This is a genomic window from Streptomyces sp. NPDC006516 (assembly GCF_040611875.1).
GTDB lineage: Bacteria > Actinomycetota > Actinomycetes > Streptomycetales > Streptomycetaceae > Streptomyces.
This window is the reverse complement of the sequence record NZ_JBEXPD010000001.1, coordinates 1187618-1213996: the sequence shown is the minus strand read 5'-3', so window position 1 is coordinate 1213996 and position 26379 is coordinate 1187618. Positions and strand designations below refer to the sequence as shown.

The following is a 26379-nucleotide window of genomic DNA, read 5'->3' as shown; positions in this document are numbered from 1 at the left end:
CTAACCGCCCGGGCCCCGCGCGGGCGAACCGGTCTCAGCGTCCGGGAGGGTCTCCGCACCGGCCGCGCCGCCAGTACTGCTTCCCCGGCGCCTACGCGCGGCGGGACTCCTATCCGCCGGGGTGGGCCGCGATCCCGGGTGCGAGCGGCTGCACCCTCGAGTCGTGCACCTATCGCGACCGGCCGGCCACGTTCCGCGCGGCCGGTGTCAGCCGGCTGAAGCGGCTGACACTGGTGGTGGACCGGGACCGGACCGTCGTCGAGGCGCTGTACCCGATCACGGACATCGACGCGGGCGTGGGGGCCGCCCTGGCAGCCGTACGCCGGGGCGCCGACTGACGGTTCAGCTGCCGGACCCGGCCGCGCCCCCGGCCGGCAGTTCGTATCGCACGCGTACGGGTGTACGCATCGTTGCGTACACCCGTACACAAGGCCCGCCCCGCCCTCGGACCAGCAGGGGCAGGGTTCGGGTCCGTCCGGGGACGCTACGGTGTCCGGACCGGCTGGACCGATGACCGGACGATACGAACAACGGAGTGGTAGTGGCGCAGGACGCAGGGTGGGGCGGGGGCGCCTACGGGGGCGCACCGTACGGGGGCAGTCCTTACGGGGTGCCGCCGGGATGGGGCGGCTGGGTGCCGCCGCCGAAGCCAGGGGTGATACCGCTCGCCCCGCTGAAGCTGGGAGACCTGCTGGGCGGGGCCTTCTCGACGATGGGCCGGTACTGGAAACAGCTGTTCGGCATGGCCGCCGTCCTCTACGGCGGCGCCGCGCTGCTGATGGTGGCGGCGGTCGCGGTCGCCTACTCCGCCGTCGCCGACCACCTGGAGCGGGTTGTCTCGCTCAACTACGAGGAGGAGGCGGCGTCCTCCGACATCGTGCCGCTCGTGGTCTCGGGCGCCGTCCTGCTGCTGCTCGGCATCGCCGTCATGGCGCTCGTCTCCGGGCTTATGTACGCGGCGGTGCCGGCCGTGCTCCAGGAGGCGGTCCTGGGCAGGCCCGTCTCCTTCGGCACGGTGTGGCGCAGGGCCTGGTCCCGGGTCACCCCGGTGATCGGCACCGTGCTGCTCACCGCGCTGATCGCGGTCGTCCCCGTGATCCTGCTGATGGTCGCCTTCATCGCGGTGATGGTCAGCCTCCTCACCATGGAGAGCGGGGGTGCCGGCGCCGCCACCGCGATCGGGCTCGGCGTGCTCGGCGCGCTGCTGACCGGGCCGCTGGCGGTCTGGCTCTGGATCAAGTTCTGCCTGGCACCGGCGGTCGTGGTCTTCGAGGGGCAGGGGCCCCTGGCGGCGCTGCGGCGTTCGTCCCAGCTGGTGCGGGGCGACTGGTGGCGGATCTTCGGCATCACCCTGCTCGCCGGTGCGATGGCGGCAGCGGCGGGTTACGTCATCCAGATGCCGTTCTCCATCCTCGGGATGTTCCCCGGCGTGATCGGGACGTCGTCGATGGGCGACGACCCGAGCACCGCCGCCGTGCTGGTCGCCGTCAGCGGCTACCTGGTGGCGACGCTGCTCGGGCAGCTCGTGAGCCAGATCATCTCGACGACGTTCCCGCAGCTGGTGGTGGGGCTGCTGTACGTGGACCGGCGGATACGGACGGAGAACCTGGGGCCGGTACTGGCCGAGGCAGCCGGCCCGCCGCCGCAGAGCCCGCCGCCGTCCGGCGGCGCCCACCTCTGACCGTCCTCCCGTGGGTCCCGCGCGAGGTCCGGGGCTCACGGGGCGTCAGGAGCTCAGTCCACCAGCGAGTTCTTCGGGCTGAGCACGCAGAACTCGTTCCCCTCGGGGTCGGCCAGCACGACCCAGGTGGTCTCGCCCTGCCCGATGTCGACGCGCCGCGCCCCGAGCCCCAGGATCCGCTCCACCTCGGCGTCCTGGTCGTCGGGCGCCAGGTCGATGTGGAGCCGGGTCTTGACGGTCTTCGCATCCGGCACGGGGACGAAGCACATGCCGGGCAGCGCGGACGCGTCGGCCCCGATGACGATTTCCTCCTCGTCCTCGAACAGCACCTTCCAGTCCAGCACCGCACACCAGAAGCGGGCGAGCGAGGGCAGGTCGTGGGTGTCCACGGTGAGTTGATACATACGAACGGCCATGCCCGCCAGTCTGCCCGGCGGGCGCCGCCGTTGTCACTCGCGGCGGGGCCGTGACCCTGGGAACCCGTCGGCCGCCGGGGCGCGGTGGAGCGATGCGAGGGACACGGTCCGGCACCCCGGGCCGACGTCCGGCACACGGGGCGGATACGCAGGACGGCCCCCGGCGTGTGCCGGGGGCCGTCCTGGACATCAGGGGTCAGACGTTGAAACCGAGGGCGCGAAGCTGCTCACGGCCGTCGTCGGTGATCTTGTCCGGGCCCCACGGCGGCATCCAGACCCAGTTGATCCGCAGCTCGTTGACGATGCCGTCGGTCGCGGACTTCGCCTGGTCCTCGATCACGTCGGTCAGCGGGCAGGCCGCGGACGTCAGCGTCATGTCGAGGGTGGCGATGTTGGCGTCGTCGATGTGGATGCCGTAGATCAGGCCCAGGTTGACGACGTCGATCCCCAGCTCGGGGTCGACCACGTCGTACAGCGCCTCGCGGACCTCCTCCTCGGAGGCCGGCTTGGTGGTCAGAGTCTCGTTGTCGCTCATGCCGTCTTCCCTTCGGACAGCGCCTTCGCCGTCGCGTCCTTCCACGCCATCCAGCTCAGCAGCGCGCACTTGACCCGGGCCGGGTACTTGGAGACGCCGGCGAACGCGACGGCGTCCTCCAGCACCTCCTCCATCGCGTCGTCCGGCTCCAGCTGGCCCTTGGACTGCATCAGCTCCAGGAAGGTCTCCTGGATCTTCTGCGCGTCCCCTAGTTCCTTGCCGACGAGCAGCTCGTTGAGCACCGAGGCGCTCGCCTGGCTGATGGAGCAGCCCTGGCCCTCGTAACTGACGTCGGCGATCGTCTCGCCGTCGTACTTCACGCGGAGCGTGATCTCGTCGCCGCACGTCGGGTTGACGTGGTGCACCTCGGCGTCGCCGTCCCGCAGGCCACGCCCGTGGGGGTGCTTGTAGTGGTCCAGGATCACTTCCTGGTACATGGATTCAAGCTTCACCAGTCAACCCTCAGCCGCTCTGCCATCTAACCGAAAAAGTTCCGCACGTGCTCCAGGCCGTCCACCAGGGCGTCGACCTCGGCGGGCGTGGAGTACAGATAGAACGACGCTCGCGTGGTCGCGGGAATTCCGTAGCGCAGGCAGACCGGCCGTGCGCAGTGGTGTCCGACCCGGACGGCGATGCCCAGCTCGTCGAGTACCTGGCCCACGTCGTGGGGGTGGATGTCGCCGAGCGTGAAGGAGATCGTCGCCCCGCGGTCCTCGGCCGTGGACGGACCGATGATCCGCAGGTCGGGGACCTCCAGGAGCCGCTGTACCGCGTACCGGGTGATGGCCTCCTCGTGGCGGTGGATGTTCTCCATGCCGATCGAGGTGAGGTAGTCCACCGCGGCGCCGAGGCCGACCGCCTGGGCGATCGGAGGCGTACCCGCCTCGAACTTGTGCGGGGCCGGCGCGTACGTCGACGAGTGCATCGACACGGTCTCGATCATCTCGCCGCCGCCGAGGAACGGCGGCAGGTCCTCGAGGAGTTCCTGCCGTCCCCAGAGCACGCCGATGCCCGTCGGGCCGACCATCTTGTGGCCGGTGAAGGCCACGAAGTCGGCCTGCAGCGCCTGCACGTCGAGCACCATGTGCGGGGCCGCCTGCGAGGCGTCGATGCAGACCAGCGCGCCGACCTGCTGGGCACGGCGGATGATCTTCTCGACCGGGTTGATCGTGCCCATGATGTTGGAGACCAGCGTGAAGGAGACGATCTTCGTCTTCTCCGTGATGATCTCGTCGATGTTGGACAGGTCCAGGCGGCCGTCGTCCGTGATGCCGAACCACTTCAGCTTCGCGCCGGTGCGCTGCGAGAGCAGCTGCCACGGCACGATGTTGGAGTGGTGCTCCATCTCGGTGGTGACGATCTCGGTGTCACTGTCGACCCGGTAGGGCTCGTCCGCCCAGCCGAGCATGTTCGCGACGAGGTTGAGCGACTCCGAGGCGTTCTTGGTGAAGATCACCTCGTTGCGGCTGGGTGCGTTGATGAAGGCCGCGACCTTGTCGCGAGCGCCTTCGTACAGCGCGGTCGCCTCCTCCGCGATCGTGTAGACACCGCGGTGGACGTTGGCGTTGTGCCGCTCGTAGTACTGGTTGAGCGCGTCGAGGACCTGGCGCGGCTTCTGCGAGGTCGCAGCGCTGTCCAGGTACACGATCTTCTTGCCGTCGTGGACCGTGCGGTCCAGGATCGGGAAGTCCTTGCGGATCGCCTCGGTGTCGAGGAGGCCGGAGAGCCCCTGTCGGGCGTCAGTCACGCGACCGTACCTCCTGAGTTCGCTCCGCTCACGGGGCCACCCTTCACGTATGCCTCGTAGCCCTCGTTCTCCAGCTTGTCGGCGAGCTCGGCGCCGCCGGACTCGGCGATGCGGCCGTTGGCGAAGACGTGCACGAAGTCGGGCTTGATGTAGCGGAGGATGCGCGTGTAGTGCGTGATCAGCAGGGTGCCGACCTCACCGCTCTCACGGACCCGGTTGACGCCCTCGGATACGACGCGCAGGGCGTCGACGTCGAGACCGGAGTCGGTCTCGTCGAGGATGGCGACCTTCGGCTTGAGGAGCTCCAGCTGGAGGATCTCGTGGCGCTTCTTCTCACCGCCGGAGAAGCCCTCGTTGACGTTGCGCTCGGCGAAGGACGGGTCCATCTGGAGCTCGGCCATCGTCTCCTTGACCTCCTTCACCCACGTCCGCAGCTTGGGGGCCTCGCCGCGGACGGCGGTGGCGGAGGTGCGCAGGAAGTTGGAGACCGAGACGCCGGGGATCTCGACCGGGTACTGCATGGCGAGGAACAGGCCCGCGCGGGCGCGCTCGTCGACGGACATCTCCAGGACGTCCTCGCCGTCCAGGGTCACCGTGCCACTCGTGATCGTGTACTTGGGGTGACCCGCGAGCGAGTACGCGAGGGTGGACTTGCCGGACCCGTTGGGGCCCATGATGGCGTGCGTCTCGCCCTGCTTCACGGTCAGGTCGACGCCCTTGAGGATCTCCTTCGTGGCGTTGTCGGCCTCGACGGAGACGTGCAGGTCGCGGATTTCAAGCGTTGCCATGGGTGACTCAGGACTCCTGGGTGACGGAGACGAGCACATCGTCCCCTTCGATCTTGACGGGGTATACGGGGACGGGGCGCGTCGCGGGAAGACCGGACGGCTTGCCGGTGCGGAGGTCGAAGCTCGATCCGTGCAGCCAGCACTCGATCGAGCAGTCCTCCACCTCGCCCTCCGACAGCGAGACGTTCGCGTGCGAGCAGATGTCGTTGATCGCGAACACCTCGCCCTCGGTGCGGACGACGGAGACCGGCGTGCCGTCGAGCTCCACCCTCTTGGGGGTGTCGTCCTCCAGCTCGCTCAGCGCACAGGCTTTGACGAAGGCCATCAAACCGACGCCTTCAGCTCGGTCTCGATCTTGTCGAGGAGACGGGCTTCGACGTCGGGCAGACCGATCTGCTGGACCAGCTCGGCGAAGAAGCCGCGCACGACGAGTCGGCGGGCCTCCTCGGCCGGGATACCGCGGGACTGCAGGTAGAACAGCTGCTCGTCGTCGAAGCGGCCGGTCGCCGAGGCGTGGCCGGCGCCGACGATCTCGCCGGTCTCGATCTCCAGGTTCGGTACGGAGTCGACCCGGGCGCCGTCGGTGAGAACCAGGTTGCGGTTCATCTCGTAGGTGTCGGTGCCCTCGGCCGCGGCCTGGATGAGCACGTCACCGATCCAGACGGCGTGGGCGTCGTCGCCCTGGAGCGCGCCCTTGTACACGGCGTTGGACTTGCAGTGCGGCGTGTTGTGGTCGACCAGGAGACGGTGCTCCTGGTGCTGGCCCTTGTCGGTGAAGTACAGGCCGAAGAGCTCGGCCTCGCCGCCGGGGGCCGCGTACGCGACGCGAGGGTGGAGACGGACGAGGTCCCCGCCGAACGTCACGATGATGGACTTGAAGGAGGCGTCGCGGCCGACCAGCGCGTTGTGCTGGCCGACGTGGACCGCCGTGTCGTCCCAGTCCTGGACGGAGACGACGGTCAGCTTGGCACCGTCGCCCAGGACGTATTCGACGTTGGCCGCGAGCACGGCGTCACCGGTGTGGTCGATGACGACGACTGCCTCGGCGAAGGCGCCCAGCTCGATGACCTGGTGGCCGTAGGCCACGCCGCCCTCGCCGTGCACGGTGATCCGGACCGGCTCGCTGAGCACGGCCTCCTTGGCGACCGTGACGACCGAGGCCTGCTGGAAGGACGAGTACGCCTGGGCGGCGACCCGGTCCACCGGCTTCCCGGCCTTGCCGAGCCGCGCGTCGTCGCGGCCGACGGTCTCGACCGTGACGCCCGCGGGCGCCTCTACGACGACCTTGACACCGTCACCGGTGGCGACGGCGGTGCCGTCGTGCAGGCCGCGCAGCCGCTCCAGCGGCGTGAACCGCCACTCCTCCTCGCGGCCGTGCGGGACCGGGAAGTCCGCGACGTCGAAGGACGGGGGCGCGCTCATGCGCGTGGCGACGGTGGACTCGGCCGCCACCGCGATGGAACCGGCGGTCGTCGAACCGGCCGGGATGTTCTGAGCCTCAGCCATGGCTGTCGTAGTGCTCGCTTTCTCAGTCAAGAACTCTTCGGGACGCGGTCGGCGGGCGTACTAGCCGACCGAACCCTCCATCTGCAGCTCGATCAGCCGGTTGAGCTCCAGGGCGTACTCCATGGGCAGCTCCTTGGCGATCGGCTCGACGAAGCCGCGCACGATCATCGCCATGGCCTCGAACTCGGTCATGCCGCGGCTCATCAGGTAGAAGAGCTGGTCCTCGGAGACCTTGGAGACGGTCGCCTCGTGACCCATCGACACGTCGTCCTCGCGGACGTCGACGTACGGGTAGGTGTCCGAGCGGGAGATGGTGTCCACGAGCAGCGCGTCGCACAGCACGTTGGACTTGGCACCCGGCGCACCCTCGCCGATCTCGATGAGACCGCGGTAGGAGGTGCGGCCACCGCCTCGCGCCACCGACTTGGAGACGATGTTGGAGGAGGTGTTCGGAGCCATGTGGACCATCTTGGCGCCGGCGTCCTGGTGCTGGCCCTCGCCCGCGAAGGCGATGGACAGGGTCTCGCCCTTGGCGTGCTCGCCCATCAGGTAGACGGCCGGGTACTTCATGGTGACCTTGGAGCCGATGTTGCCGTCGACCCACTCCATGGTCGCGCCCTCGTACGCCACGGCGCGCTTGGTGACCAGGTTGTAGACGTTGTTCGACCAGTTCTGGATGGTCGTGTAGCGGCAGCGGCCGCCCTTCTTCACGATGATCTCGACGACCGCGGAGTGCAGCGAGTCCGACGAGTAGATCGGCGCGGTGCAGCCCTCGACGTAGTGGACGTAGGCGTCCTCGTCGACGATGATCAGCGTCCGCTCGAACTGGCCCATGTTCTCCGTGTTGATACGGAAGTAGGCCTGGAGCGGGATCTCGACGTGCACACCCTTCGGCACGTAGATGAAGGAGCCACCGGACCACACGGCGGAGTTCAGCGAGGCGAACTTGTTGTCACCGACGGGGATGACGGTGCCGAAGTACTCCTTGAAGAGCTCGGGGTGCTCCTTCAGCGCGGTGTCGGTGTCCATGAAGATGACACCCTGCGCCTCGAGCTCCTCGTTGATCTGGTGGTAGACCACCTCGGACTCGTACTGCGCGGCGACACCGGCGACCAGGCGCTGCTTCTCCGCCTCCGGGATGCCGAGCTTGTCGTACGTGTTCTTGATGTCCTCGGGCAGGTCCTCCCAGGACTCCGCCTGCTTCTCCGTGGACCGCACGAAGTACTTGATGTTGTCGAAGTCGATGCCCGACAGGTCGGAGCCCCAGTTCGGCATGGGCTTCTTGTCGAACAGCTTCAGGCCCTTGAGCCGGAGCTTCAGCATCCACTCCGGTTCGTTCTTCTTCTCCGAGATGTCGCGGACGACAGCTTCGGACAGGCCGCGCTTCGCCGCCGCGCCTGCCGCGTCGGAGTCGGCCCAGCCGAATTCGTACGTACCCAGACCCTCGAGCTCAGGGTGGGCAGTCTCCGTGGGGAGCGTCATGCGGGGTTCCTCCCGGCCGTGCTTGCAGATGCTGAATGGGTGGTCTGTGAAGCCTGTGGCGCTGCGGGGCTGCTGCGCGGAACGAACGTCGTGCACACACCGTCACCGTGGGCGAGGGTGGCGAGACGCTGCACATGGGTCCCGAGCAGGCTGGAGAAGAATTCCGTCTCCGCCTCGCACAGCTGCGGGAACTGCTCGGCGACGTGGGCCACCGGGCAGTGGTGCTGACACAGCTGCTCGCCCTGCTGAGGGGCCGGCGCGCTGCGCGCCGTAGCAGCGTACCCGTCGGCGGACAAGGCCTTGGCCAGTGCCTCGGTACGCCCCTCGGGGGCCGCCGCCTCGACCACAGCGCGGTAGGACTCGGACTGGGCGGCCATCCTGGCGCGGGCGAAGGCGACGAGCGCCTCGTCCCCCGCCGTCTCGGCGATCCAGCGCAGCGCGTCGGCGGCGAGCTTGTCGTAGGACTGGTCGAAGGCGTCCCGGCCGCAGTCGGTGAGGGCGAACACCTTGGCCGGGCGGCCACGGGTCCGTGCCCCGTAGACCCGCTGCTCACGGGCCTCGACCACGTCGTCGGAGACGAGGGCGTCCAGGTGCCGCCGGACGGCCGCCTGGGTCAGGCCGACCCGCTTGGCCAGATCGGCGACGGTGGAGGGGCCGTGGTCCAGGATGGAGCGCGCGACCCGGTTGCGCGTCGAGCGCTCACCGGTCGCGAGTTCCTCCTGAGGAGCCTCGCCAACGTATTTCACAACGCCATTGTTGCGTAATTCCTTCGGGCGTGACAACCCGCCTCCGGTCCCGCCACGGTGCGCTGCATCACTTAGGTGAACCTAAGTTGACCTGCGGAAATGTCGATCACCGCGGTGCCCCCGCAGGTCAAGGGCCCCCGGCGGGCGCGGGCGCCGCCGCCCCCGCGCGCGACGGGGCCGGCCCCGGGAGGACATCCACCGGGGGCCGGCCGTGGGCGCGCCGCGGGCCACGGTCGGCCGCGAGGCCGGGTCGCCCGGTGACCCTGATCGCGTTCACGAGCGTCCTGCCCTCCGCTCCGCGAAGCCCAGCTCGATCCCGTGGGTGCCGTCCGCCAGGCGGGCACGGCGGGATTGGCCGGATCCCCGCTCCCGCGCCCGCGTGCCGCGCCTCGAGCCATGGCGCCGCGCGCCCCCGTCCCGCGCTCCGTGAGGGTGCCCTCCTGCGGGGCGGTCGCGCTCCCCCGCCTAGACTTGCCCGCCATGAGCAGCGAGCCCGTCGTACAGGCCAGGGGCCTTGTCAAGCGGTACGGCAACAAGACGGCGGTGAGCGGCCTCGATCTGAAGGTCGCGGCGGGCGCGGTGACCGCGGTCCTCGGCCCCAACGGAGCCGGCAAGACCACCACGATCGAGACCTTCGAGGGCTACCGCCGTCCCGACGAGGGCACCGTACGGGTCCTCGGCCTGGACCCCGTCACCGACGCCGCGCGGCTCCGCCCGCGCATCGGCGTCATGCTCCAGTCCGGCGGTGTGTACTCCGGCGCCCGCGCCGAGGAGATGCTGCGCCACATGGCGAAGCTGCACGCCCGGCCGCTGGACGTCGGGGCGCTCATCGAGCGCCTCGGGCTCGGCGGCTGCGGCCGGACCACCTACCGCAGGCTCTCCGGCGGGCAGCAGCAGCGCCTGGCCCTGGCCATGGCCGTCGTCGGCCGCCCCGAGCTGGTCTTCCTCGACGAGCCGACGGCGGGCCTCGACCCGCAGGCCCGGCGCTCCACCTGGGACCTGGTCCGTGAGCTGCGGGCCGACGGCGTGTCGGTCGTGCTCACCACCCACTTCATGGACGAGGCCGAGCAGCTCGCCGACGACGTGGCCGTCATCGACGCCGGCCGGGTCATCGCCCAGGGCAGCCCCGAGCAGTTGTGCCGGGGCGGCGCCGAGAACACCCTGCGCTTCACCGGCCGCCCGGGCCTGGACCTCGGTTCGCTGCTGAAGGCGCTGCCCGACGGCAGCGAGGCGGCAGAGCTCACCAGCGGCGCGTACCGGATCACGGGGCAGATCGACCCGGAACTGCTGGCGACGGTCACCTCCTGGTGCGCCCAGCACGGCGTGATGCCCGACGGGATCTCGGTGGAACGCCACACCCTCGAGGACGTCTTCCTCGAGCTGACCGGCAAGGAGCTGCGCGCATGAGCGCCGGTACGTACACCCCCCGGCCGGGCGCCGCCCCGCTGCCCCGCATGATCGCCGCACAGGCCGCGCTGGAGACGCGGATGCTCCTGCGCAACGGCGAACAGCTGCTGCTGACGGTGGTCATCCCGACGCTGCTGCTCGTGCTGTTCAGCGCGGTCGACATCGTGGACACGGGCGCGGGTGAGCCGGTCGACTTCCTGACGCCCGGCATCCTCGCGCTCGCCGTGATGTCCACGGCTTTCACGGGCCAGGCGATCGCCACCGGCTTCGAGCGGCGCTACGGGGTGCTCAAGCGGCTGGGCGCCTCGCCGCTGCCCCGCTGGGGCCTGATGGCCGCGAAGACACTCTCGGTCCTGGTCACCGAGGTGCTGCAGATCGTCCTGCTGACGGTGATCGCCTTCGCGCTGGGCTGGTCGCCCGAGGGCAGTCCGTTCGCCGTGCTGCTGCTCCTCGTGCTGGGCACCGTGGCCTTCTCCGGGCTCGGGCTGCTGATGGCGGGCACGCTGAAGGCCGAGGCCACCCTGGCGGCGGCCAACCTCGTCTTCCTGCTGCTGCTGGTCGGCGGAGGGGTCGTCGTGCCGCTGGACAAGTTCCCGGACGCGGCACAGTCCGTCCTGGGCCTGCTTCCGATCGCGGCCCTCTCCGACGGGCTCAGGGACGTCCTCCAGCACGGCGCCGCGATGCCCTGGGGCGACGTGGCGATCCTCACGGTCTGGGCGGTGCTGGGGCTGGGAGCCGCGGCGAAGTTCTTCCGCTGGGAGTGAGCGGTCGCGGGCGGCCGCGTCTCCGCTGAGCAGGCGTGCGCGGGCGCGGGCGGACAGGGCGCCCCCTCCCCGCCGAGCGGGCGCGGCGGTGCATCGCCGATGTCCCAGCTCATCCGGGAATGGCCACCCCTCGTGAAAACATGCACAAGCCGTTGCCTACGATGGTGCGCGTGGAAACCCCCCTCTCCTACATCGCCAAGCGCTGGACACCGTCGATGAGGACGGCCAAGCGAGCCGCGCTCTCCGCGGTCGTGATGAGCGTTTTCATCATCGTCACCGGCGGCGCGGTCCGGCTGACCGGTTCCGGTCTGGGCTGCGACACCTGGCCCAAGTGCACCGACGACAGCCTCTTCGCCACCCCCGAGCAGGGCCTGCACGGGGCCATCGAGTTCGGCAACCGGATGCTGACGTATGTGCTGTCGGCCGCGGTCGGCTGGGCGATCATCGCGGCGCGTTCCCTGAAGCCCCGGCGGCGCGGCCTCACGCGGATCGCCTGGCTCCAGTTCTGGATCGTGATGGGGAACGCCGTCATCGGCGGGATCACGGTCTGGGCGGGCCTCAACCCGTGGTCGGTCGCCGGGCACTTCATGCTCGCCAACGGCCTGCTCACCGTGGCCGTCCTCACCTGGGTGCGGATCGGCGAGGGCGACGGAGCTCCGCGCCCGCGCGCCCCTCTTCCCGTACGCCGGCTGGCCTGGGCCCTCGTCGCCACCACGGTCGTCCTGATCGCCCTCGGCACCACCGTGACCGGTTCCGGCAAGCACGCCGGGGACAGCAGCGACGTACCGCGCATGCCGTGGGACTGGAGCGCCGCGGCGCACGTGCACGCGGTCGCCGCCTGGGTCGTCTGCGCCCTGGCCCTCGCGATGTGGTTCGCCCTGCGCGTCGTCGACGCCCCCGTCGACACCCGGGCGCGCGCCCGGGACCTGCTGTTCGTGCTCGTGGCGCAGGGCGGGATCGGCTACGTCCAGTACTTCAACGACGTGCCGGAGATCCTGGTGGGCCTGCACATGCTCGGCTCCTCCCTGATGTGGATCGCGGTGCTGCGCCTGCTGCTGTCGCTGCGCGAGCGTCCGGCCGCCGGGGCCCCCGTGCCCGCCCCGGCCTCCGGGCAGCAGCAGGAGCACGCTCCGGCGGTCTGATCCGGCACGCGCGACGGCCTCGGCCCCCCACCCGGACGGGTGGGGGGCCGAGGCCGTCGCGCGCCTGTGCGCGGGCTCAGCCGTTGGAGGGGCCGCCGACCTGGATCCCGGCCATCCGGGACCACTCGTACGGGCCGGTGCGGACCTTGGCCGCGAACTCCCCGTCGAAGTCCTCGTGCATCGTGATGCCGGCCTTCCGCACGGCGCTCTCGGCGACGGCGTAGGAGGGCGCCACCAGATCGCCCCAGCCGCCGTCCTCGCCGACCAGCACGATGCGGGTGCCCGTCTGACCGATGTAGGCGAGCTGCCCCTCGGCACCGCCGTGCGCGGCGGCGAAGGCGCCGATCTGCTTGGCGAGCTTCGCCGCCCTGCGCTCCGCGCGGGCCGCGTGCCTGCTGTCGTCCGTCTGCTGGGTCTGAGCCTCTGCCGTCTCTGCCATGGACAGGATGCTACCGACGGGTAGAACAACGGGCGACGGGCGGGGGACGTGGCGTGGGCCACGTCCCCCGCCCGTCGGCGGAGCTCCGGTGCGTGCGGACTACCTCAGGAAGGGGTCCACCGCGACGGCGACGAAGAGGAGCGACACGTAGGTGATCGACCAGTGGAACAGCCGCATCTCCTTGAGCTTGGCGCCGGTGACCCCGGCCTTCGCCCGGTTCTGGAGGCCGTGCGCCTCCCAGAGCCAGAAGCCACCGGTCAGCAGCGCCACCAGCGTGTAGAACCAGCCGGTGTAGCCCAGCGGGGTCAGCAGGAGCGAGACCGCGACCATCACCCAGCTGTAGATCACGATCTGGCGGGCCACCACCCGATTGGAGGCCACGACCGGGAGCATCGGGACGCCGACCCGGGCGTAGTCCTCCTTGACCTTCATCGACAGAGGCCAGTAGTGCGGCGGCGTCCAGAAGAAGATGACGGCGAAAAGAATGACCGCGGCCCAGCTCATCGAATTGGTCACGGCGGACCAGCCGATGAGTACGGGCATACAGCCGGCGATTCCGCCCCAGACGATGTTCTGCGAGGTGCGGCGCTTCAGCAGCATCGTGTAGATGACGACGTAGAACAGAAGTGCGCCCAGCGCGAGCGCCGCGGAGAGCCAGTTGACGAGCAGCCCGAACCAGACCGTGGAAATCACCCCGAGCGCGATTCCGAAGGCCAGGCACTCACGCGGGCTCACCATGCCGGTGACGAGAGGCCGCTGCGACGTGCGGTCCATCAGCGCGTCGATGTCACGGTCGATATACATGTTGAGCGCATTGGCACCGCCCGCGGAGAGATATCCGCCGATGGTGGTGGTGACCACGAGCCAAAGATCGGGCACGCCCTGAGCGGCCAGGAACATCACCGGAACGGTGGTGATCAGCAGCAGCTCGATGATGCGCGGCTTGGTAAGAGCCACAAATGCCTTGATGCGGGCGCCGAACGGGCGCTGGCCCGCCGGGCTCGGAGTCAAGGCGACCCCTGCGGGTCGGGACTCGACGGCCGTCACGCACACCCCTGACAGAGAAATCCCAGCAAGCTCCGGGCATGAAGACCCGGTAAAGACTTGCGCGAACCAGACCACTGTAGACGTTGGGCATACGCCGCCCTTCGCGGGGGTGGGCTCGTGTTGGGGTGGCGCAGAAGTGAACGGGAGCGCTCATACGGGAGGCGAAGTCCGCAGGTCGCCCGCACTGTGGAAAGGGCAGAAGTAGGGCCTTCCGTCGGGGGTAGGCTCGACAATGCCCGGTGCGGTAACCAGTCACCGGTTTACGAACAGTGGAGAGGAGCCCTGACTCAGGGTGAGCACCAAGCCGACCACCACAGACCTCCAGTGGACCGAATTGGACCAGCGGGCCGTGGACACCGTCCGCGTCCTCGCCGCGGACGCCGTACAGAAGGTCGGAAACGGCCACCCGGGTACGGCGATGAGCCTGGCTCCCGCCGCGTACACCCTCTTCCAGAAGGTGATGCGGCACGATCCGGCCGACGCCGACTGGACCGGCCGGGACCGGTTCGTACTCTCCGCGGGCCACTCCAGCCTGACGCTGTACATCCAGCTCTACCTCGCCGGGTACGGCCTGGAGCTGGACGACCTCAAGGCCTTCCGCACCTGGGGCTCGAAGACCCCGGGTCACCCCGAGTACGGCCACACCACCGGTGTCGAGACGACGACGGGCCCGCTGGGCCAGGGTGTCGCCAACGCCGTGGGCATGGCGATGGCCGCCCGCTACGAGCGTGGTCTCTTCGACCCGCAGGCGGCCCCCGGCACCTCCCCGTTCGACCACATGGTCTGGGTCGTCGCCGGGGACGGCTGCCTCCAGGAGGGCATCTCCGCCGAGGCGTCCTCGCTGGCCGGTCACCAGAAGCTCGGCAACCTGGTGCTGCTGTGGGACGACAACCACATCTCGATCGAGGGCGACACGGAGACCGCGGTCTCCGAGGACACCCTGAAGCGTTACGAGTCCTACGGCTGGCACGTCCAGCGCGTGGACCAGCTGCCCAGCGGCGACCTGGACCCCGAGGGTCTGTACCGCGCGCTGCAGGCCGCCAAGGCCGAGACGGAGCGCCCGTCCTTCATCGCGGCCCGCTCCATCATCGCCTGGCCCGCCCCGAACGCCCAGAACACCGAGGCCGCGCACGGCTCGGCGCTCGGCGACGACGAGATCGCGGCCACCAAGCGGGTGCTCGGGTTCGACCCGGAGAAGACCTTCGAGGTCTCCGACGAGGTCATCGCGCACACCCGTGAGGCCCTGGACCGCGGCCGCGAGGCCAAGGCCGAGTGGGAGAAGTCCTTCGCCGCGTGGCGCACCGCGAACCCGGAGCGCGCCGCGGACTTCGACCGCATCGCCGCGGGCGAGCTGCCCGCGGGCTGGGAGGACCACCTCCCGGTCTTCGAGGCCGGGCACGGCGTCGCCACGCGTGCCGCGTCCGGCAAGGTCCTCCAGGCTCTCGGCGGTGTCATCCCCGAGCTGTGGGGCGGCTCCGCCGACCTGGCCGGCTCGAACAACACCACGATCGACAAGACCTCGTCGTTCCTCCCCGTCGGCAACCCGCTGCCCGAGGCCGACCCGTACGGCCGGACGATCCACTTCGGCATCCGCGAGCACTCCATGGCCGCGGCCATGAACGGCATCGCGCTGCACGGCAACACCCGCATCTACGGCGGCACCTTCCTGGTGTTCTCCGACTACATGCGCAACGCCGTCCGGCTGTCGGCCCTGATGCACCTGCCGGTCACCTACGTCTGGACGCACGACTCGATCGGTCTCGGCGAGGACGGCCCGACGCACCAGCCGGTCGAGCACCTCGCCTCGCTGCGCGCCATCCCGGGCCTCAACGTCGTCCGTCCGGGCGATGCCAACGAGACGGCCATCGCGTGGCGCGAGATCCTCAAGCGCGGCAAGAAGGACTTCGGCAAGAGCGCTCCGCACGGTCTGGCGCTCACTCGCCAGGGCGTTCCCACCTACCCGGCGAACGAGGACGCGGCCAAGGGCGGCTATGTGCTCTTCGACGCCGAGGGCGGCGAGCCGAAGGCCGTTCTCATCGCCACCGGTTCCGAGGTCCAGCTGGCCGTCGAGGCCCGCGACGAGCTCCAGGCGGCCGGCGTTCCGACCCGTGTGGTCTCGATGCCGTGTGTCGAGTGGTTCGAGGAGCAGGACCAGGCGTACAAGGACAGCGTGCTGCCGCCCGCCGTGAAGGCCAGGGTCGCCGTGGAGGCGGGCATCGGCCTGACCTGGTACCGGTACGTGGGCGACGCGGGCCGGATCGTCTCGCTGGAGCACTTCGGTGCCTCCGCCGACGCCAAGGTCCTCTTCCGCGAGTTCGGCTTCACCGCCGCACACGTCGCGGAAGCCGCCCGGGAATCTCTCGCCGCCGCTGCGCGCTGACGCGGACATACGACAAGTAGGAGATGTAATTCTCATGACAGACGCACTCAAGCGCCTCTCCGACGAGGGCGTGGCGATCTGGCTCGACGACCTGTCCCGCACTCGGATCACCTCCGGCAATCTCGCCGAGCTGATCGACCAGAGTCACGTCGTGGGTGTCACGACCAACCCGTCGATCTTCCAGAAGGCGATCTCGCAGGGCCACGGTTACGACCAGCAGCTCACGGACCTCGCCACCCGCAAGGTCACGGTCGACGAGGCCATCCGCATGATCACGACGGCGGACGTCCGTGACGCCGCCGACATCCTGCGTCCGGTCTTCGACGCCACCGACGGCCAGGACGGCCGGGTCTCCATCGAGGTCGACCCGCGTCTGGCCCACCACACCGCGGCCACCGTCGCCGAGGCCAAGCAGCTGGCCTGGCTGGTGGACCGGCCGAACACGCTCATCAAGATCCCGGCGACCAAGGCCGGCCTGCCGGCGATCACCGAGGTCATCGGCAAGGGCATCAGCGTCAACGTCACGCTGATCTTCTCGCTGGAGCGCTACCGCGAGGTCATGGACGCCTACCTGGCGGGCCTGGAGAAGGCGAAGGCCGCCGGCCTCGACCTCTCCAAGATCCACTCGGTGGCCTCCTTCTTCGTGTCCCGCGTGGACACCGAGATCGACAAGCGCCTGGACGCCGTCGGCAGCGACGCGGCGAAGGCCGCCAAGGGCAAGTCCGCCCTGGCCAACGCCCGCCTGGCGTACGAGGCGTACGAGGAGGTCTTCGGCGGCGACCGCTGGGCCGCCCTGGACAAGGCGCAGGCCAACAAGCAGCGCCCGCTGTGGGCCTCCACCGGCGTCAAGGACCCGTCCCTCAAGGACACCCTGTACGTCGACGACCTCGTCGCCCCCAACACGGTGAACACCATGCCGGAGGCGACGCTGGAAGCCGTGGCCGACCACGGCGAGATCTCCGGCAACACCGTTGCCGGACGTTACGACCAGGCCCGCGCCGACCTCGCCGCGATCAAGGAGCTCGGGGTCAGCTACGACGACGTCGTCCAGCTGCTGGAGGACGAGGGCGTCGAGAAGTTCGAGGCCGCCTGGATCGACCTGCTCAACTCGACCGAGGCCGAGCTCAAGCGCCTCGCTCCTTCGGAGGGCTGACCACCTTGTCTGGTGTTCCCGGAGCCAACCCGCTCCGTGACGCTCAGGACCGACGGCTCCCGCGTATCGCGGGGCCGTCGGGCCTGGTGATCTTTGGCGTCACGGGCGATTTGTCCCGTAAAAAGCTGATGCCCGCCGTCTATGACCTGGCCAATCGCGGCCTGCTGCCGCCGGGCTTCTCGCTCATCGGCTTCGCGCGCCGCGACTGGGAGGACGAGGACTTCGCCCAGGTCGTCCACGACGCCGTCAAGGAGCATGCCCGGACCCCCTTCCGCGAGGAGGTCTGGCAGCAGCTCAGCCAGGGCATGCGTTTCGTCCAGGGCAACTTCGACGACGACGAGGCGTTCGACACCCTCAAGAACACGATCGAGGAGCTCGACAAGGCGCAGGGAACGGGGGGCAACTTCGCCTTCTACCTCTCCGTGCCGCCGAAGTTCTTCCCCAAGGTCGTCCAGCAGCTCAAGAAGCACGGGCTGGCCGACCAGAAGGAAGGCTCCTGGCGCCGGGCCGTCATCGAGAAGCCGTTCGGCCACGACCTGGAGAGCGCGCAGGAGCTGAACCAGCTCGTGCACGACGTCTTCCCGCCGAACGAGGTCTTCCGCATCGACCACTACCTCGGCAAGGAGACGGTCCAGAACATCCTGGCCCTGCGCTTCGCCAACACGATGTGGGAGCCGATCTGGAACAGGTCGTACGTCGACCACGTCCAGATCACGATGGCCGAGGACATCGGCATCGGCGGCCGGGCCGGTTACTACGACGGCATCGGCGCGGCCCGCGACGTCATCCAGAACCACCTGCTCCAGCTGCTGGCGCTCACGGCGATGGAGGAGCCCGGCTCCTTCCACCCCAAGGCGCTGGTCGCCGAGAAGCTCAAGGTGCTCACGGCGGTGGAGCTGCCCGAGGACCTGGGCAAGCACACGGTGCGCGGCCAGTACGCGCACGCCTGGCAGGGCGGTCAGGAAGCGCTCGGCTACCTGGAGGAGGACGGCATCGACCCCAAGTCGAAGACCGACACCTTCGCCGCGATCAAGCTGACGATCAACAACCGCCGTTGGGCGGGCGTGCCGTTCTACCTCCGCACCGGCAAGCGCCTCGGCCGCCGGGTCACGGAGATCGCGGTCGTCTTCAAGCGCGCCCCCTATCTGCCCTTCGAGTCCGGCGCGACGGAGGAGCTCGGCGGCAACGCCCTGGTCATCCGGGTGCAGCCGGACGAAGGGGTCACGGTCCGGTTCGGCTCCAAGGTCCCGGGGACGTCCATGGAGGTACGGGACGTCACGATGGACTTCGCCTACGGCGAGTCCTTCACCGAGTCCAGCCCGGAGGCGTACGAGCGGCTCATCCTCGATGTCCTGCTCGGCGACGCCAACCTCTTCCCACGCCACCAGGAGGTCGAGCTCTCCTGGAACATCCTCGACCCGATCGAGGAGTACTGGGACAAGCACGGCAAGCCCGCCCAGTACGCGGCCGGAACCTGGGGCCCCGCCGAGGCGGACGAGATGCTCGCACGCGACGGACGGAGCTGGCGCCGGCCATGAAGATCGATCTCACGGAAACCACGTCCAGCAAGATCAACCAAGCCCTGGTGTCGGCACGCAGGTCCATCGGCACGCCCGCCATCGGCATGGTGCTCACGCTCGTCGTCGTCACCGACGAGGAGAACGCCTACGACGCGCTGCGCGCGGCGAGCGAGTCCTCCCGCGAACACCCGTCGCGGATCATCGCCGTGATCAAGCGGGTCAGCAAGTCGCCGCGCGCACGGCGCGACGCACGGCTCGACGCCGAGATCCGGGTCGGTTCCGACGCGGGATCGGGCGAGACCGTCGTGCTGCGTCTGCACGGTGAGCTGGCCAACCACGCCCAGTCGGTCGTCCTGCCGCTGCTGCTGCCGGACGCCCCGGTCGTGGTCTGGTGGCCCGAGGACGCCCCGGCCGATCCGGCCAGGGACCCTCTGGGCGCGCTGGCCCAGCGCCGCATCACCGACACCTACTCCGCCGAGCACCCGCTCGACGAGCTGGCGGTGCGCGCGGCGACGTACCGGCCGGGCGACACCGACCTGGCCTGGACGCGCATCACGCCGTGGCGCTCGATGCTGGCGGCGGCGCTCGACCAGCAGCCGGCGCAGGTCGTCTCGGCGACGGTGGAGGGCGAGTCCGACAACCCGAGCTGCGAACTGCTGGCCATGTGGCTCGCGGACCGGCTCGGCGTACCGGTCGAGCGCACCCTCTCGGGCGGCCCCGGTCTGACGGCCGTCCGGATGGAGACGAAGAACGGCACGATCGTTCTCGACCGCCCCGACGGCTCGCTGGCCACGCTCTGCATGGCCGGACAGCCGGACCGCGCGGTGGCGCTCAAGCGGCGGGAGACCGCCGAGCTCCTCGCCGAGGAGCTGCGCCGTCTGGACCCGGACAACATCTACGAGGCCACGGTGAAGTTCGGCGTGGAGCGCCTCGGCGGGCCCACGGAACCCTCGTCGGTCGGAACGGGTCAGAAGCGGCCCGAGCCGGCGGGTGCGGCCGCACCCGCCGCGAAGAAGGCGGCGGCCAAGAAGGCGGCGTCGAAGTGAGTGCTCCGCAGCTCGTCGTGCACCGCGACAAGGAGCTGATGGCCCAGGCCGCGGCGGCCCGGCTGATCACGAAGATCGTGGACGCCCAGGCCGCCCGTGGCTCGGCATCGGTGGTGCTCACCGGCGGGCGCAACGGCAACGGCCTGCTGGCCGCGCTCGCGTCCTCGCCCGCGCGGGACGCGATCGACTGGTCACGGCTCGATCTGTGGTGGGGCGACGAGCGGTTCCTGCCCGACGGCGATCCGGAACGCAATGTCACGCAGGCCCGCGAGGCCCTGCTGGACAAGGTGGAAGTGGACCCCTCACGGGTCCACGCGATGCCGGCGTCGGACGGTCCGTACGGGGACGACGCGGATGCCGCGGCCGCCGGGTACGCGGCGGAACTGGCCGCCGCGGCGGGCCCGGAGGACCACGGGCCCGTGCCGACGTTCGACGTGCTGATGCTGGGCGTCGGCCCGGACACCCACGTCGCGTCGCTCTTCCCGGAGCTGCCCGCGGTGCGGGAGACCGAGCGCACCGTCGTCGGTGTGCACGGCGCCCCCAAGCCGCCTCCGACCCGGGTCACCCTCACGCTGCCCGCCATCCGCGCGGCGCGAGAGGTGTGGCTGCTGGCCGCGGGTGAGGACAAGGCGGAGGCGGCGGAGATCGCCCTCTCCGGTGCGGGGGAGATCCAGGCCCCGGCCGCCGGGGCGTACGGCCGCAGCCGCACGCTGTGGCTGCTGGACGCCGCGGCGGCTTCCCGGCTGCCGCGCGCGCTGTATCCGCCGGCTTCGGCGTAGGCGACACACACGGAGGCCCTGCCTCGCTCCCCGGAGCGGAGGCAGGGCCTCCTGCCGTGCCGGGGCCGGCGGCCCCGGCAGGACAGCGTGTCCACCCACACCGTGACCGGTGGCCGGGAACGCCCTGGAGGTCACCGTCCGCCTGGAGGGCGAGCCTCAGCTCCGCTTCCCGGGCGCGTCGGCGCAGTCGGGCCGCCGCGCGGCTGCGGGGTCGAGGGCGTTGCTCACCAGTCGCAGGACGACAGAGTCGTACGGGCTGCCCATGTGCCCGGCCCGGTTCCCTGGGCACACGTCCTGGACGGTGATGTTGGTGACCGGACCGCCGGAGGGGGCGGGGCTGAGGTACTGGCGCTCGTAGGGAGTGACGATCCTGTCCCGCCGGGTGACCACGGTCGTGTACCGCACGCCGGGCATGGTGTCGCCGCCGGCGTCGAGCCGCCGGTTGACCGCCGAGCCGATCGTCTGGTCGGCCAGGGCCTGACCACCGAATTCCGCTGCCGGGGCGAGGATGTGCAGCCGCCGGGCGAGAGTGGCGAGCCCTGAGACGGTGCTTCCGTGATTGGCGGGCGCGATGCCGATCAGATGGTGGACCTTGTTGCGATCAGGGTCGCCGGGTTCCGTACCGCCCGCGAACTTCAGGTAGTAGCGCGGCAGGATGCCGCCACCCTGGGAGTGGCCGACCAGATCGACCTGGCGGGCTCCGGTCCGGTCGAGGACCCGGTCGACGAAGCGGGCGAGCTCGGCGGCGGACCGGGGGACGGCCGCACGGCCCTTGACCACGTCGCCTCGCGGGGCTCCGAAGTTGCCGGCGAAGACGCAGTAGCCCTCGGCCCTGAGACGGGGCGCCAGAGCACTCCAGTTGCTGAAGGCGTTCTCGTACGTGCCGTGCACGAGGACGACGGGCCTGGGGTGGCGCGCGCCCGGTTCGCAGCTCCAGTCATCGGCGCCGGGGGGCGGCGCGTCGGGATGGTCGACGGATGCGACGAAGGCGCGCTCCCAGCGGGAGTGTCCGGCATCGGCCTCTCCTCCGGAGTAGGCGGTGCGCAGGGGCCTGCCGTCCGGAGCGGAGACCGCTGCGAGGAGGAGCAGGAGGCCGAGGAGTATCGTCACGGCCGGCCGGCGCGACCGACGCCGGGGCCGACGCCGGGGCCGGTGCTCCCGGTCTGCCGGATGGGCGCGGACGGTGCGGCGGAGATGAGGGATCTGCATGGAGGTGCCTCCCGGGTGGGGATTTCTCACGGACGGGCTTCTCACGGACGGGCGCCGCTCGGACGGGCGCCTCTCGGTGCTGACGGGACGCGAGCTGATGTGCTGTCACCGCCGGTACGACGCGCTTTCGGGTGACTCCATGCCCATAACTGTTCACGGAGAGTGAGATTGCCGGTACGGTGACAGAGGTCGTGCGCGGGCCCTCCCGCCCGCTCCGTCATCCGACGCAACACGTCACCTCGTGCCCGGCCGCAAGGAGATGGCATGCCCGCGAACTCGGTCGTCCTCGGTGCCGGTGGTTTCATCGGCCGCTCCCTGGTGGTGGAACTCCTGCGCCGCGGCCAGGACGTCGCCGCCGCCGTGCACGGCAGCGGCGACCGGCTGACGCGATGGCTCGCGGAACAGCGGGTGGACACCGGCCGGCTGACCGTCGTCCACGCCGACATCACCCGCCCCGGACTCGGCCTGCCGGAGGAGGGTGTGGAGGACGTGCGCGACGTCTACAACACGGCGGCGCGCTTCGCCTTCGGCATCGACCCGGCCGAAGCCAGGGCGGTCAACGTGGACGGCGCCGCGCATGTGATCGAGTGGGCCGCGGCCCGCCCGCACCTGCGCCGGGTGGTGCACATCAGCGGCTATCGCATGGCCGCGGCCGACGCCGACTCCCCGGACTACCGGCGGGACGGCGCCTACGAGGCATCCAAGCGCGAGGGGGACGCGACGGCACGCGCCCGGGCCCGTGAGCTGGGCGTGCCGCTGACCGTCGCCAACCCCAGCACGGTGATCGGCCCGGGACAGTACGTCGGCCTGGCGGACCTGGTCGAGGAGCTGTGGCGGGGCACTCTCGCCGCGCTGCCCGGCGGCCCGGACATCTTCCTGCCCGTCGTCGAACTCGACTACTTCGTCCGGTTCCTGGCCTCCCTTCCCGAGCACGAGGAGAGCGCGGGCAACACCTACTGGGTGCTCGACGACACCACACCCCCGCTGCCGCAGCTCGTCTCACTGCTCGCCGGGCACATGGGCTTACGGGCTCCGCGCCGCTTCGTTCCCGTGCAGCTCCTGAAGCGGCTGCCCCGTGCCCTCACCAAGGCTGACCCCGAGACGCTCTCCTTCCTCTCCACCGACCGGTACGACACCTCGCCCGCACGCAAGTTCGCCGCGTCCTGCGATCTGGAGATGCCTCCCGTGGGCGACGCCCTGCGCGGATGGACCGACGATCTGGTGGCCGCGCGCTTCGGCCGGGTCCGGGCACCCCGCTCGCCGTACGGATTCCAGCAGGTGGGTGAGGACAGGACGTGGGTGATCGGCGACCGGGAGCGGCCGGGCTACGTCTTCCTGCATGGCCTTCCCGTCGACGCGGACTCCTGGTCGGGGGTGGCCGACCGGGTGGACGACTCCTCCCTGTCCGCCGATCTGCCGGGGTTCGGACGGTCGGCGCCCGCCCGGCAGTCCCACGACGACTGGCTGGCGGCCTTCCTGGAGCCGCTCAGCAGCCGGCCGGTCCTGGTCGCGCACTCCTACTCCTGCGGACCGGCCCTGCGTTACGCGCTCAGGCATCCCGGGCGGGTGGGGGCACTGGTCCTCGTCTCCCCGGCCTTCCTCCAGCCGCCGTCCTCATGGCTGATGCGCTCCCCTCTCGCCGTGCCGGTACTGCGCCGGATGACCGCCGAACGGCTGGCGGGATCGCTCGGACTGCCGCACGACGGTTACCTGGAGGGCCCGGTGGCGGACCTGCGGCGTTCGGGCGCGGCGGTCAGGGTCGTCGCGGCACTGCGCTCGGCCTACGGCCGGCGCGATGCTCTTCGGAGTGCCCTGTCGCGTGTCGAGGTGCCCGTGGAACTCGTCGTCGGGGCGCGGGACCCCCTGGCCGAGCCGACCGGACTTCCGGTCACCGAGATCGCGTCGGCCGGCCACTATCCCCAGCTCACGCATCCTGACGAGGTCGCCGGCCACCTCGTCGCGGTGCGAGGGCGGGCGGCTGCCCGCTGGTGATGCGGCCGCATCCCCCGGTCCACGGCTCCGGGGCGGGGCGGGCGGCGCGCCCGCCGGGAGCTCAGTCACGAGTGAAGGTCAGCACCACGTTGTGGCCGCCGAAGCCGAAGGACGTCGACAACGCCGCGGTGGCGCCGATCGTGCGAGGGGCACCGGTCACCAGGTCCAGTTCGATGCCGTCGCCCGGCTTCTCGAGGTTGCGCACCGGGGGCACGATCGACTCCGTGAGAGCGAGCACCGTGAGGATCGCCTCCAGGGCTCCCGAGGCGCCGAGGAGATGGCCGGTGGCGGACTTGGCGGCGGTGACCACCGGATGATTCCCCACGGCGGCTGTCAGCGCCCGGGACTCGGCGACGTCCCCCTGCGGCGTCCCGGTCGCGTGTGCGTTGACGTGCCCGATGTCACCGCCCGTCAGCCCCGCGTCGCGCAGGGCCTCCTCGATGGCGCGTGCCTGCCCCGCGGAGTCGGGCAGCGTGATGTCGTGGGCGTCGGACGTGACACCGGCCCCGGCCAGCGCCGCGTGCACACGGGCGCCGCGCGCCCGCGCGAAGTCGCCACGCTCCAGGACGACCATTCCCGCACCCTCGGACATCACGAAGCCGTCCCGCTGCCGGTCGAACGGCCGGGAGGCCTGCTCGGGGGCGTCGTTGCGCAGTGACAGCGCGCGCATCTGCGCGAAGGCGCCGAGCGACAGCGGATGGATGCAGGCGTCCGTGCCTCCGGCCACGACCACATCGGCGCGGCCTGCGCGGATGAGCAGGGCCCCGACGGCGATCGCCTCGGCACCCGAGGCGCAGGCGCTGGTCGGGGCATGGGTTCCCGCCCGCGCCCCGAGCAGCAGACTCACCACCGCCGAAGGGCCGTTGGGCATGAGCCTGGGGACGGTGTAGGGGGACACCGCGCGCTGTCCCCGCTCCCCCATCCGGTCGTGCTGGTCCAGTATGGTCAGCGCTCCGCCGATGCCGGTGCCCACGACGACGGCCAGTCGTTCGGGTTCGACCTCGGGCGGCCCCGCGTCGGACCATGCCTCCCTGGCCGCGACCAGCGCCGCAGCCTGGCTCCGGTCCAGCCGTCGCCGCTGTACGCGGTCCACCTCGGCGTAGGGGTCCTGGAGCATGGTGCCGGCGATGTGGACCGGCAGCTGTGTGACCCAGGGGGCGGCGATCGGCGTGATGCCGGACCGGCCCGCCAGCAGCCCGTTCCAGGTGCCTGGGACATCGGCGCCGAGCGGGGTCGTGGCCCCCATGCCCGTCACCAGTACGTCGTTCACCGGCCCGCCGCGGCGACGCGCGGTCTCACCGTCCGTACGCCGCACGACGGCCCCTCTCGCCCGCACCCTCGGCCGACCATGCGCGCCTGCTGAGTCCCGCGACGGTGAGCCGTGCCACGGCGAGCATCAGATCGAGGGCGCCCGCCACCTGGGCCGGCTCGTCGTGCGCTGCTGGGCGCGTGACGGCGTCCGTGTCCCCCAGGGCCTCCGGACCCGGACCGGTTGTGCCGTCCCGGCCACCTCCCCGGCCACTCTCCTCCCCGCCCTGAAATGCATTCGTTTCCACAGTCACACACATACCAGCTCCCCATTCCTTTGCACCGCGTGTGGCTTGAAAATGCCGTAGACCCCGGACGGGCGCACAGAATGCCACAAGACAGAGACGAGTTACCGGCTGCAGATTCCTCTCGCCGCAACCGCAACTCAAGCTAAGCGACAGCACCCCCTCCCCGCCTCGGCTGTTCTGTCGAATTATCGACTCCCCCTTTTAGCGGAGTCTCTCCTGTCAGGGGGGCGCAGGGGGCGCAGAATCAAACGGCGAAGAGAGCACTTCACCCCCTTTGCGCGTACAGTATGCCGAGCTCAGCACCATGATCAAATTCTTTCTGACTTGTCGTACTATGCCTTCGATTATTGCTTATTGCCACCACGCTCAGGAATGCTGCATAGTAAAGAAAGAGGCTGCAGAGAACAGTTCCCCGCACCTTGGCCCCGTGCACTTCAAAAATAAAGCAATGCACTATGAGGCCAGGGGCTCCGGCATTCCCGTTCTCATGCAAAAACCGGAAAGGGAGATTCGTGCCGCACACCAAAAGGCCTCACCCGTCCTCGGCCGAGGAACAGGTTCAAGTAGTCCGCTGGCCCCTCGAAGCGTCGAAGCTGGAGCACTTCCGGCACAAGGGCGTCCTCCGCCTCCTCGTGATCGAGAACGGGGCGACGCCACCCGTGTCGACGGACGTGCGGGAGGACTGGGTCCGGTCCCCGATCACGCGGGAGGACTTCGCCGCACGCATCTCCGCGCTGCGTGCCAGGGCCTCGTCGCACGACGTTCCGGCGCTGGACCATGACGGACTGCTCAGGTACGGCAGCCGCGTGGTGCCCGTGTCCCCGACCGAGATGTACCTGTTACGGCCCCTGGTGCAGCGTTTCGGCAGCCTGGTGGCCCGAGACGAGCTGCTCACGCTCCTGAGCACGCGGGGCAGCACGGCAAGCCGGAACGCCCTGGACCTGCACGTGATGCGGATCCGGCGCCGTCTCCTGCCCCTGGGACTGCGGCTCCGCACCGCCAGCAGGCGCGGTTACCTGCTGGAAGCGCTGGGCTGACCGTGGA

General features: G+C 70.3%; 24 protein-coding genes and 1 pseudogene. 12 read left to right on the top strand and 13 right to left on the bottom strand.

Translation table 11 applies throughout. From position 1 onward, the window contains the following. Window positions 1-74: 74 nt before the first annotated feature. Window positions 75-338: pseudogene (locus ABZY45_RS05335) on the top strand (HxlR family transcriptional regulator); the annotation flags it as partial. 203 nt (window positions 339-541) lie between these two features. Beyond that, complete coding sequence (locus ABZY45_RS05330) at window positions 542-1681, top strand: hypothetical protein (RefSeq protein WP_356736281.1); 1140 nt, start codon at window positions 542-544, stop codon at window positions 1679-1681. Window positions 1682-1734: 53 nt separating this feature from the next. Here the strand turns inward: ABZY45_RS05330 and ABZY45_RS05325 are convergent, their stop codons facing one another. From ABZY45_RS05325 to ABZY45_RS05285, 9 genes are all read right to left on the bottom strand, one after another. Continuing rightward, window positions 1735-2097, bottom strand: a complete 363-nt coding sequence (locus ABZY45_RS05325) for a VOC family protein (RefSeq protein WP_356736279.1) — start codon at window positions 2095-2097, stop codon at window positions 1735-1737. Between the two features lie 196 nt (window positions 2098-2293). Continuing rightward, window positions 2294-2632 carry a metal-sulfur cluster assembly factor gene (locus ABZY45_RS05320; RefSeq protein WP_093539690.1) on the bottom strand — a complete coding sequence of 113 codons (339 nt, stop codon included), beginning with the start codon at window positions 2630-2632 and terminating at the stop codon, window positions 2294-2296. After that, window positions 2629-3084, bottom strand: coding sequence for a Fe-S cluster assembly sulfur transfer protein SufU (sufU, locus tag ABZY45_RS05315; protein WP_356736277.1), 456 nt, complete (start codon window positions 3082-3084; stop codon window positions 2629-2631). Before sufU ends, ABZY45_RS05320 begins: the two co-directional genes overlap by 4 nt. 26 nt (window positions 3085-3110) lie before the next feature. Then, window positions 3111-4379, bottom strand: coding sequence for a cysteine desulfurase (locus ABZY45_RS05310; RefSeq protein WP_356736275.1), 1269 nt, complete (start codon window positions 4377-4379; stop codon window positions 3111-3113). After that, window positions 4376-5167 carry a Fe-S cluster assembly ATPase SufC gene (sufC, locus tag ABZY45_RS05305; protein WP_356736273.1) on the bottom strand — a complete coding sequence of 264 codons (792 nt, stop codon included), beginning with the start codon at window positions 5165-5167 and terminating at the stop codon, window positions 4376-4378. Before sufC ends, ABZY45_RS05310 begins: the two co-directional genes overlap by 4 nt. Before the next feature lie 7 nt (window positions 5168-5174). Then, window positions 5175-5492 (bottom strand): bifunctional 3-phenylpropionate/cinnamic acid dioxygenase ferredoxin subunit, encoded by a 318-nt coding sequence (locus ABZY45_RS05300; protein WP_018555702.1) that lies wholly within the window; start codon window positions 5490-5492, stop codon window positions 5175-5177. Then, a complete protein-coding gene (gene sufD, locus ABZY45_RS05295; protein ID WP_356736271.1) occupies window positions 5492-6673 on the bottom strand; it encodes a Fe-S cluster assembly protein SufD in 1182 nt (393 codons plus the stop codon). The genes ABZY45_RS05300 and sufD overlap by 1 nt, the downstream gene beginning before the upstream one ends. 60 nt (window positions 6674-6733) lie before the next feature. Continuing rightward, complete coding sequence (sufB, locus tag ABZY45_RS05290; RefSeq protein WP_356736269.1) at window positions 6734-8155, bottom strand: Fe-S cluster assembly protein SufB; 1422 nt, start codon at window positions 8153-8155, stop codon at window positions 6734-6736. Beyond that, the gene (locus ABZY45_RS05285) at window positions 8152-8901 is read right to left on the bottom strand and encodes a metalloregulator ArsR/SmtB family transcription factor (protein WP_356736267.1); all 750 of its coding nucleotides are present in this window, start codon (window positions 8899-8901) and stop codon (window positions 8152-8154) included. The genes sufB and ABZY45_RS05285 overlap by 4 nt, the downstream gene beginning before the upstream one ends. 480 nt (window positions 8902-9381) lie before the next feature. Here ABZY45_RS05285 and ABZY45_RS05280 point away from each other — a divergent pair, with 480 nt between their 5' ends. From ABZY45_RS05280 to ABZY45_RS05270, 3 genes are all read left to right on the top strand, one after another. Next, on the top strand, window positions 9382-10308 hold the full coding sequence (locus ABZY45_RS05280; RefSeq protein ID WP_356736265.1) for an ABC transporter ATP-binding protein: 927 nt from the start codon (window positions 9382-9384) through the stop codon (window positions 10306-10308). Continuing rightward, window positions 10305-11072, top strand: a complete 768-nt coding sequence (locus tag ABZY45_RS05275; RefSeq protein ID WP_356736263.1) for an ABC transporter permease — start codon at window positions 10305-10307, stop codon at window positions 11070-11072. Before ABZY45_RS05280 ends, ABZY45_RS05275 begins: the two co-directional genes overlap by 4 nt. A 161-nt stretch (window positions 11073-11233) precedes the next feature. Then, window positions 11234-12214 (top strand): COX15/CtaA family protein, encoded by a 981-nt coding sequence (locus ABZY45_RS05270; protein WP_356736261.1) that lies wholly within the window; start codon window positions 11234-11236, stop codon window positions 12212-12214. 76 nt (window positions 12215-12290) lie between these two features. Here ABZY45_RS05270 and ABZY45_RS05265 read toward each other — a convergent pair whose 3' ends face one another. Then, window positions 12291-12653, bottom strand: a complete 363-nt coding sequence (locus ABZY45_RS05265) for a hypothetical protein (RefSeq protein ID WP_356736259.1) — start codon at window positions 12651-12653, stop codon at window positions 12291-12293. Between the two features lie 99 nt (window positions 12654-12752). Continuing rightward, entirely contained in the window at window positions 12753-13700 is a 948-nt protein-coding gene (locus ABZY45_RS05260; protein ID WP_356736257.1) for a heme o synthase, read from the bottom strand. Between the two features lie 292 nt (window positions 13701-13992). On the opposite strand from ABZY45_RS05260, the gene tkt reads away from it, so the two are divergent. Genes tkt through pgl form a run of 5 tightly spaced genes read left to right on the top strand, consistent with a single transcriptional unit; the run spans window position 13993 to window position 20578 of the window. Further along, entirely contained in the window at window positions 13993-16080 is a 2088-nt protein-coding gene (tkt, locus tag ABZY45_RS05255) for a transketolase (RefSeq protein WP_356736255.1), read from the top strand. Between the two features lie 34 nt (window positions 16081-16114). After that, a complete protein-coding gene (gene tal, locus ABZY45_RS05250) occupies window positions 16115-17233 on the top strand; it encodes a transaldolase (protein ID WP_356736253.1) in 1119 nt (372 codons plus the stop codon). 5 nt (window positions 17234-17238) lie between these two features. Beyond that, window positions 17239-18771 (top strand): glucose-6-phosphate dehydrogenase, encoded by a 1533-nt coding sequence (gene zwf / locus ABZY45_RS05245; RefSeq protein WP_356736251.1) that lies wholly within the window; start codon window positions 17239-17241, stop codon window positions 18769-18771. Next, window positions 18768-19799: a glucose-6-phosphate dehydrogenase assembly protein OpcA gene (gene opcA, locus ABZY45_RS05240; protein ID WP_356736249.1), complete on the top strand. Its 1032-nt coding sequence runs from the start codon at window positions 18768-18770 to the stop codon at window positions 19797-19799. Before zwf ends, opcA begins: the two co-directional genes overlap by 4 nt. Further along, on the top strand, window positions 19796-20578 hold the full coding sequence (pgl, locus tag ABZY45_RS05235; protein WP_356736247.1) for a 6-phosphogluconolactonase: 783 nt from the start codon (window positions 19796-19798) through the stop codon (window positions 20576-20578). The genes opcA and pgl overlap by 4 nt, the downstream gene beginning before the upstream one ends. Window positions 20579-20734: 156 nt before the next feature. Here pgl and ABZY45_RS05230 read toward each other — a convergent pair whose 3' ends face one another. Beyond that, window positions 20735-21688 (bottom strand): alpha/beta fold hydrolase, encoded by a 954-nt coding sequence (locus tag ABZY45_RS05230; RefSeq protein WP_356736245.1) that lies wholly within the window; start codon window positions 21686-21688, stop codon window positions 20735-20737. A 363-nt stretch (window positions 21689-22051) separates the two neighbouring features. On the opposite strand from ABZY45_RS05230, the gene ABZY45_RS05225 reads away from it, so the two are divergent. Continuing rightward, window positions 22052-23779 carry an alpha/beta fold hydrolase gene (locus tag ABZY45_RS05225; protein ID WP_356736243.1) on the top strand — a complete coding sequence of 576 codons (1728 nt, stop codon included), beginning with the start codon at window positions 22052-22054 and terminating at the stop codon, window positions 23777-23779. A 61-nt stretch (window positions 23780-23840) separates the two neighbouring features. Here ABZY45_RS05225 and ABZY45_RS05220 read toward each other — a convergent pair whose 3' ends face one another. Further along, entirely contained in the window at window positions 23841-25094 is a 1254-nt protein-coding gene (locus ABZY45_RS05220; RefSeq protein WP_356736241.1) for a beta-ketoacyl-[acyl-carrier-protein] synthase family protein, read from the bottom strand. Between the two features lie 753 nt (window positions 25095-25847). Between ABZY45_RS05220 and ABZY45_RS05215 the strand changes: the two genes are divergently transcribed. Further along, the gene (locus ABZY45_RS05215) at window positions 25848-26372 is read left to right on the top strand and encodes a winged helix-turn-helix domain-containing protein (RefSeq protein WP_356736239.1); all 525 of its coding nucleotides are present in this window, start codon (window positions 25848-25850) and stop codon (window positions 26370-26372) included. Window positions 26373-26379: the final 7 nt, after the last annotated feature.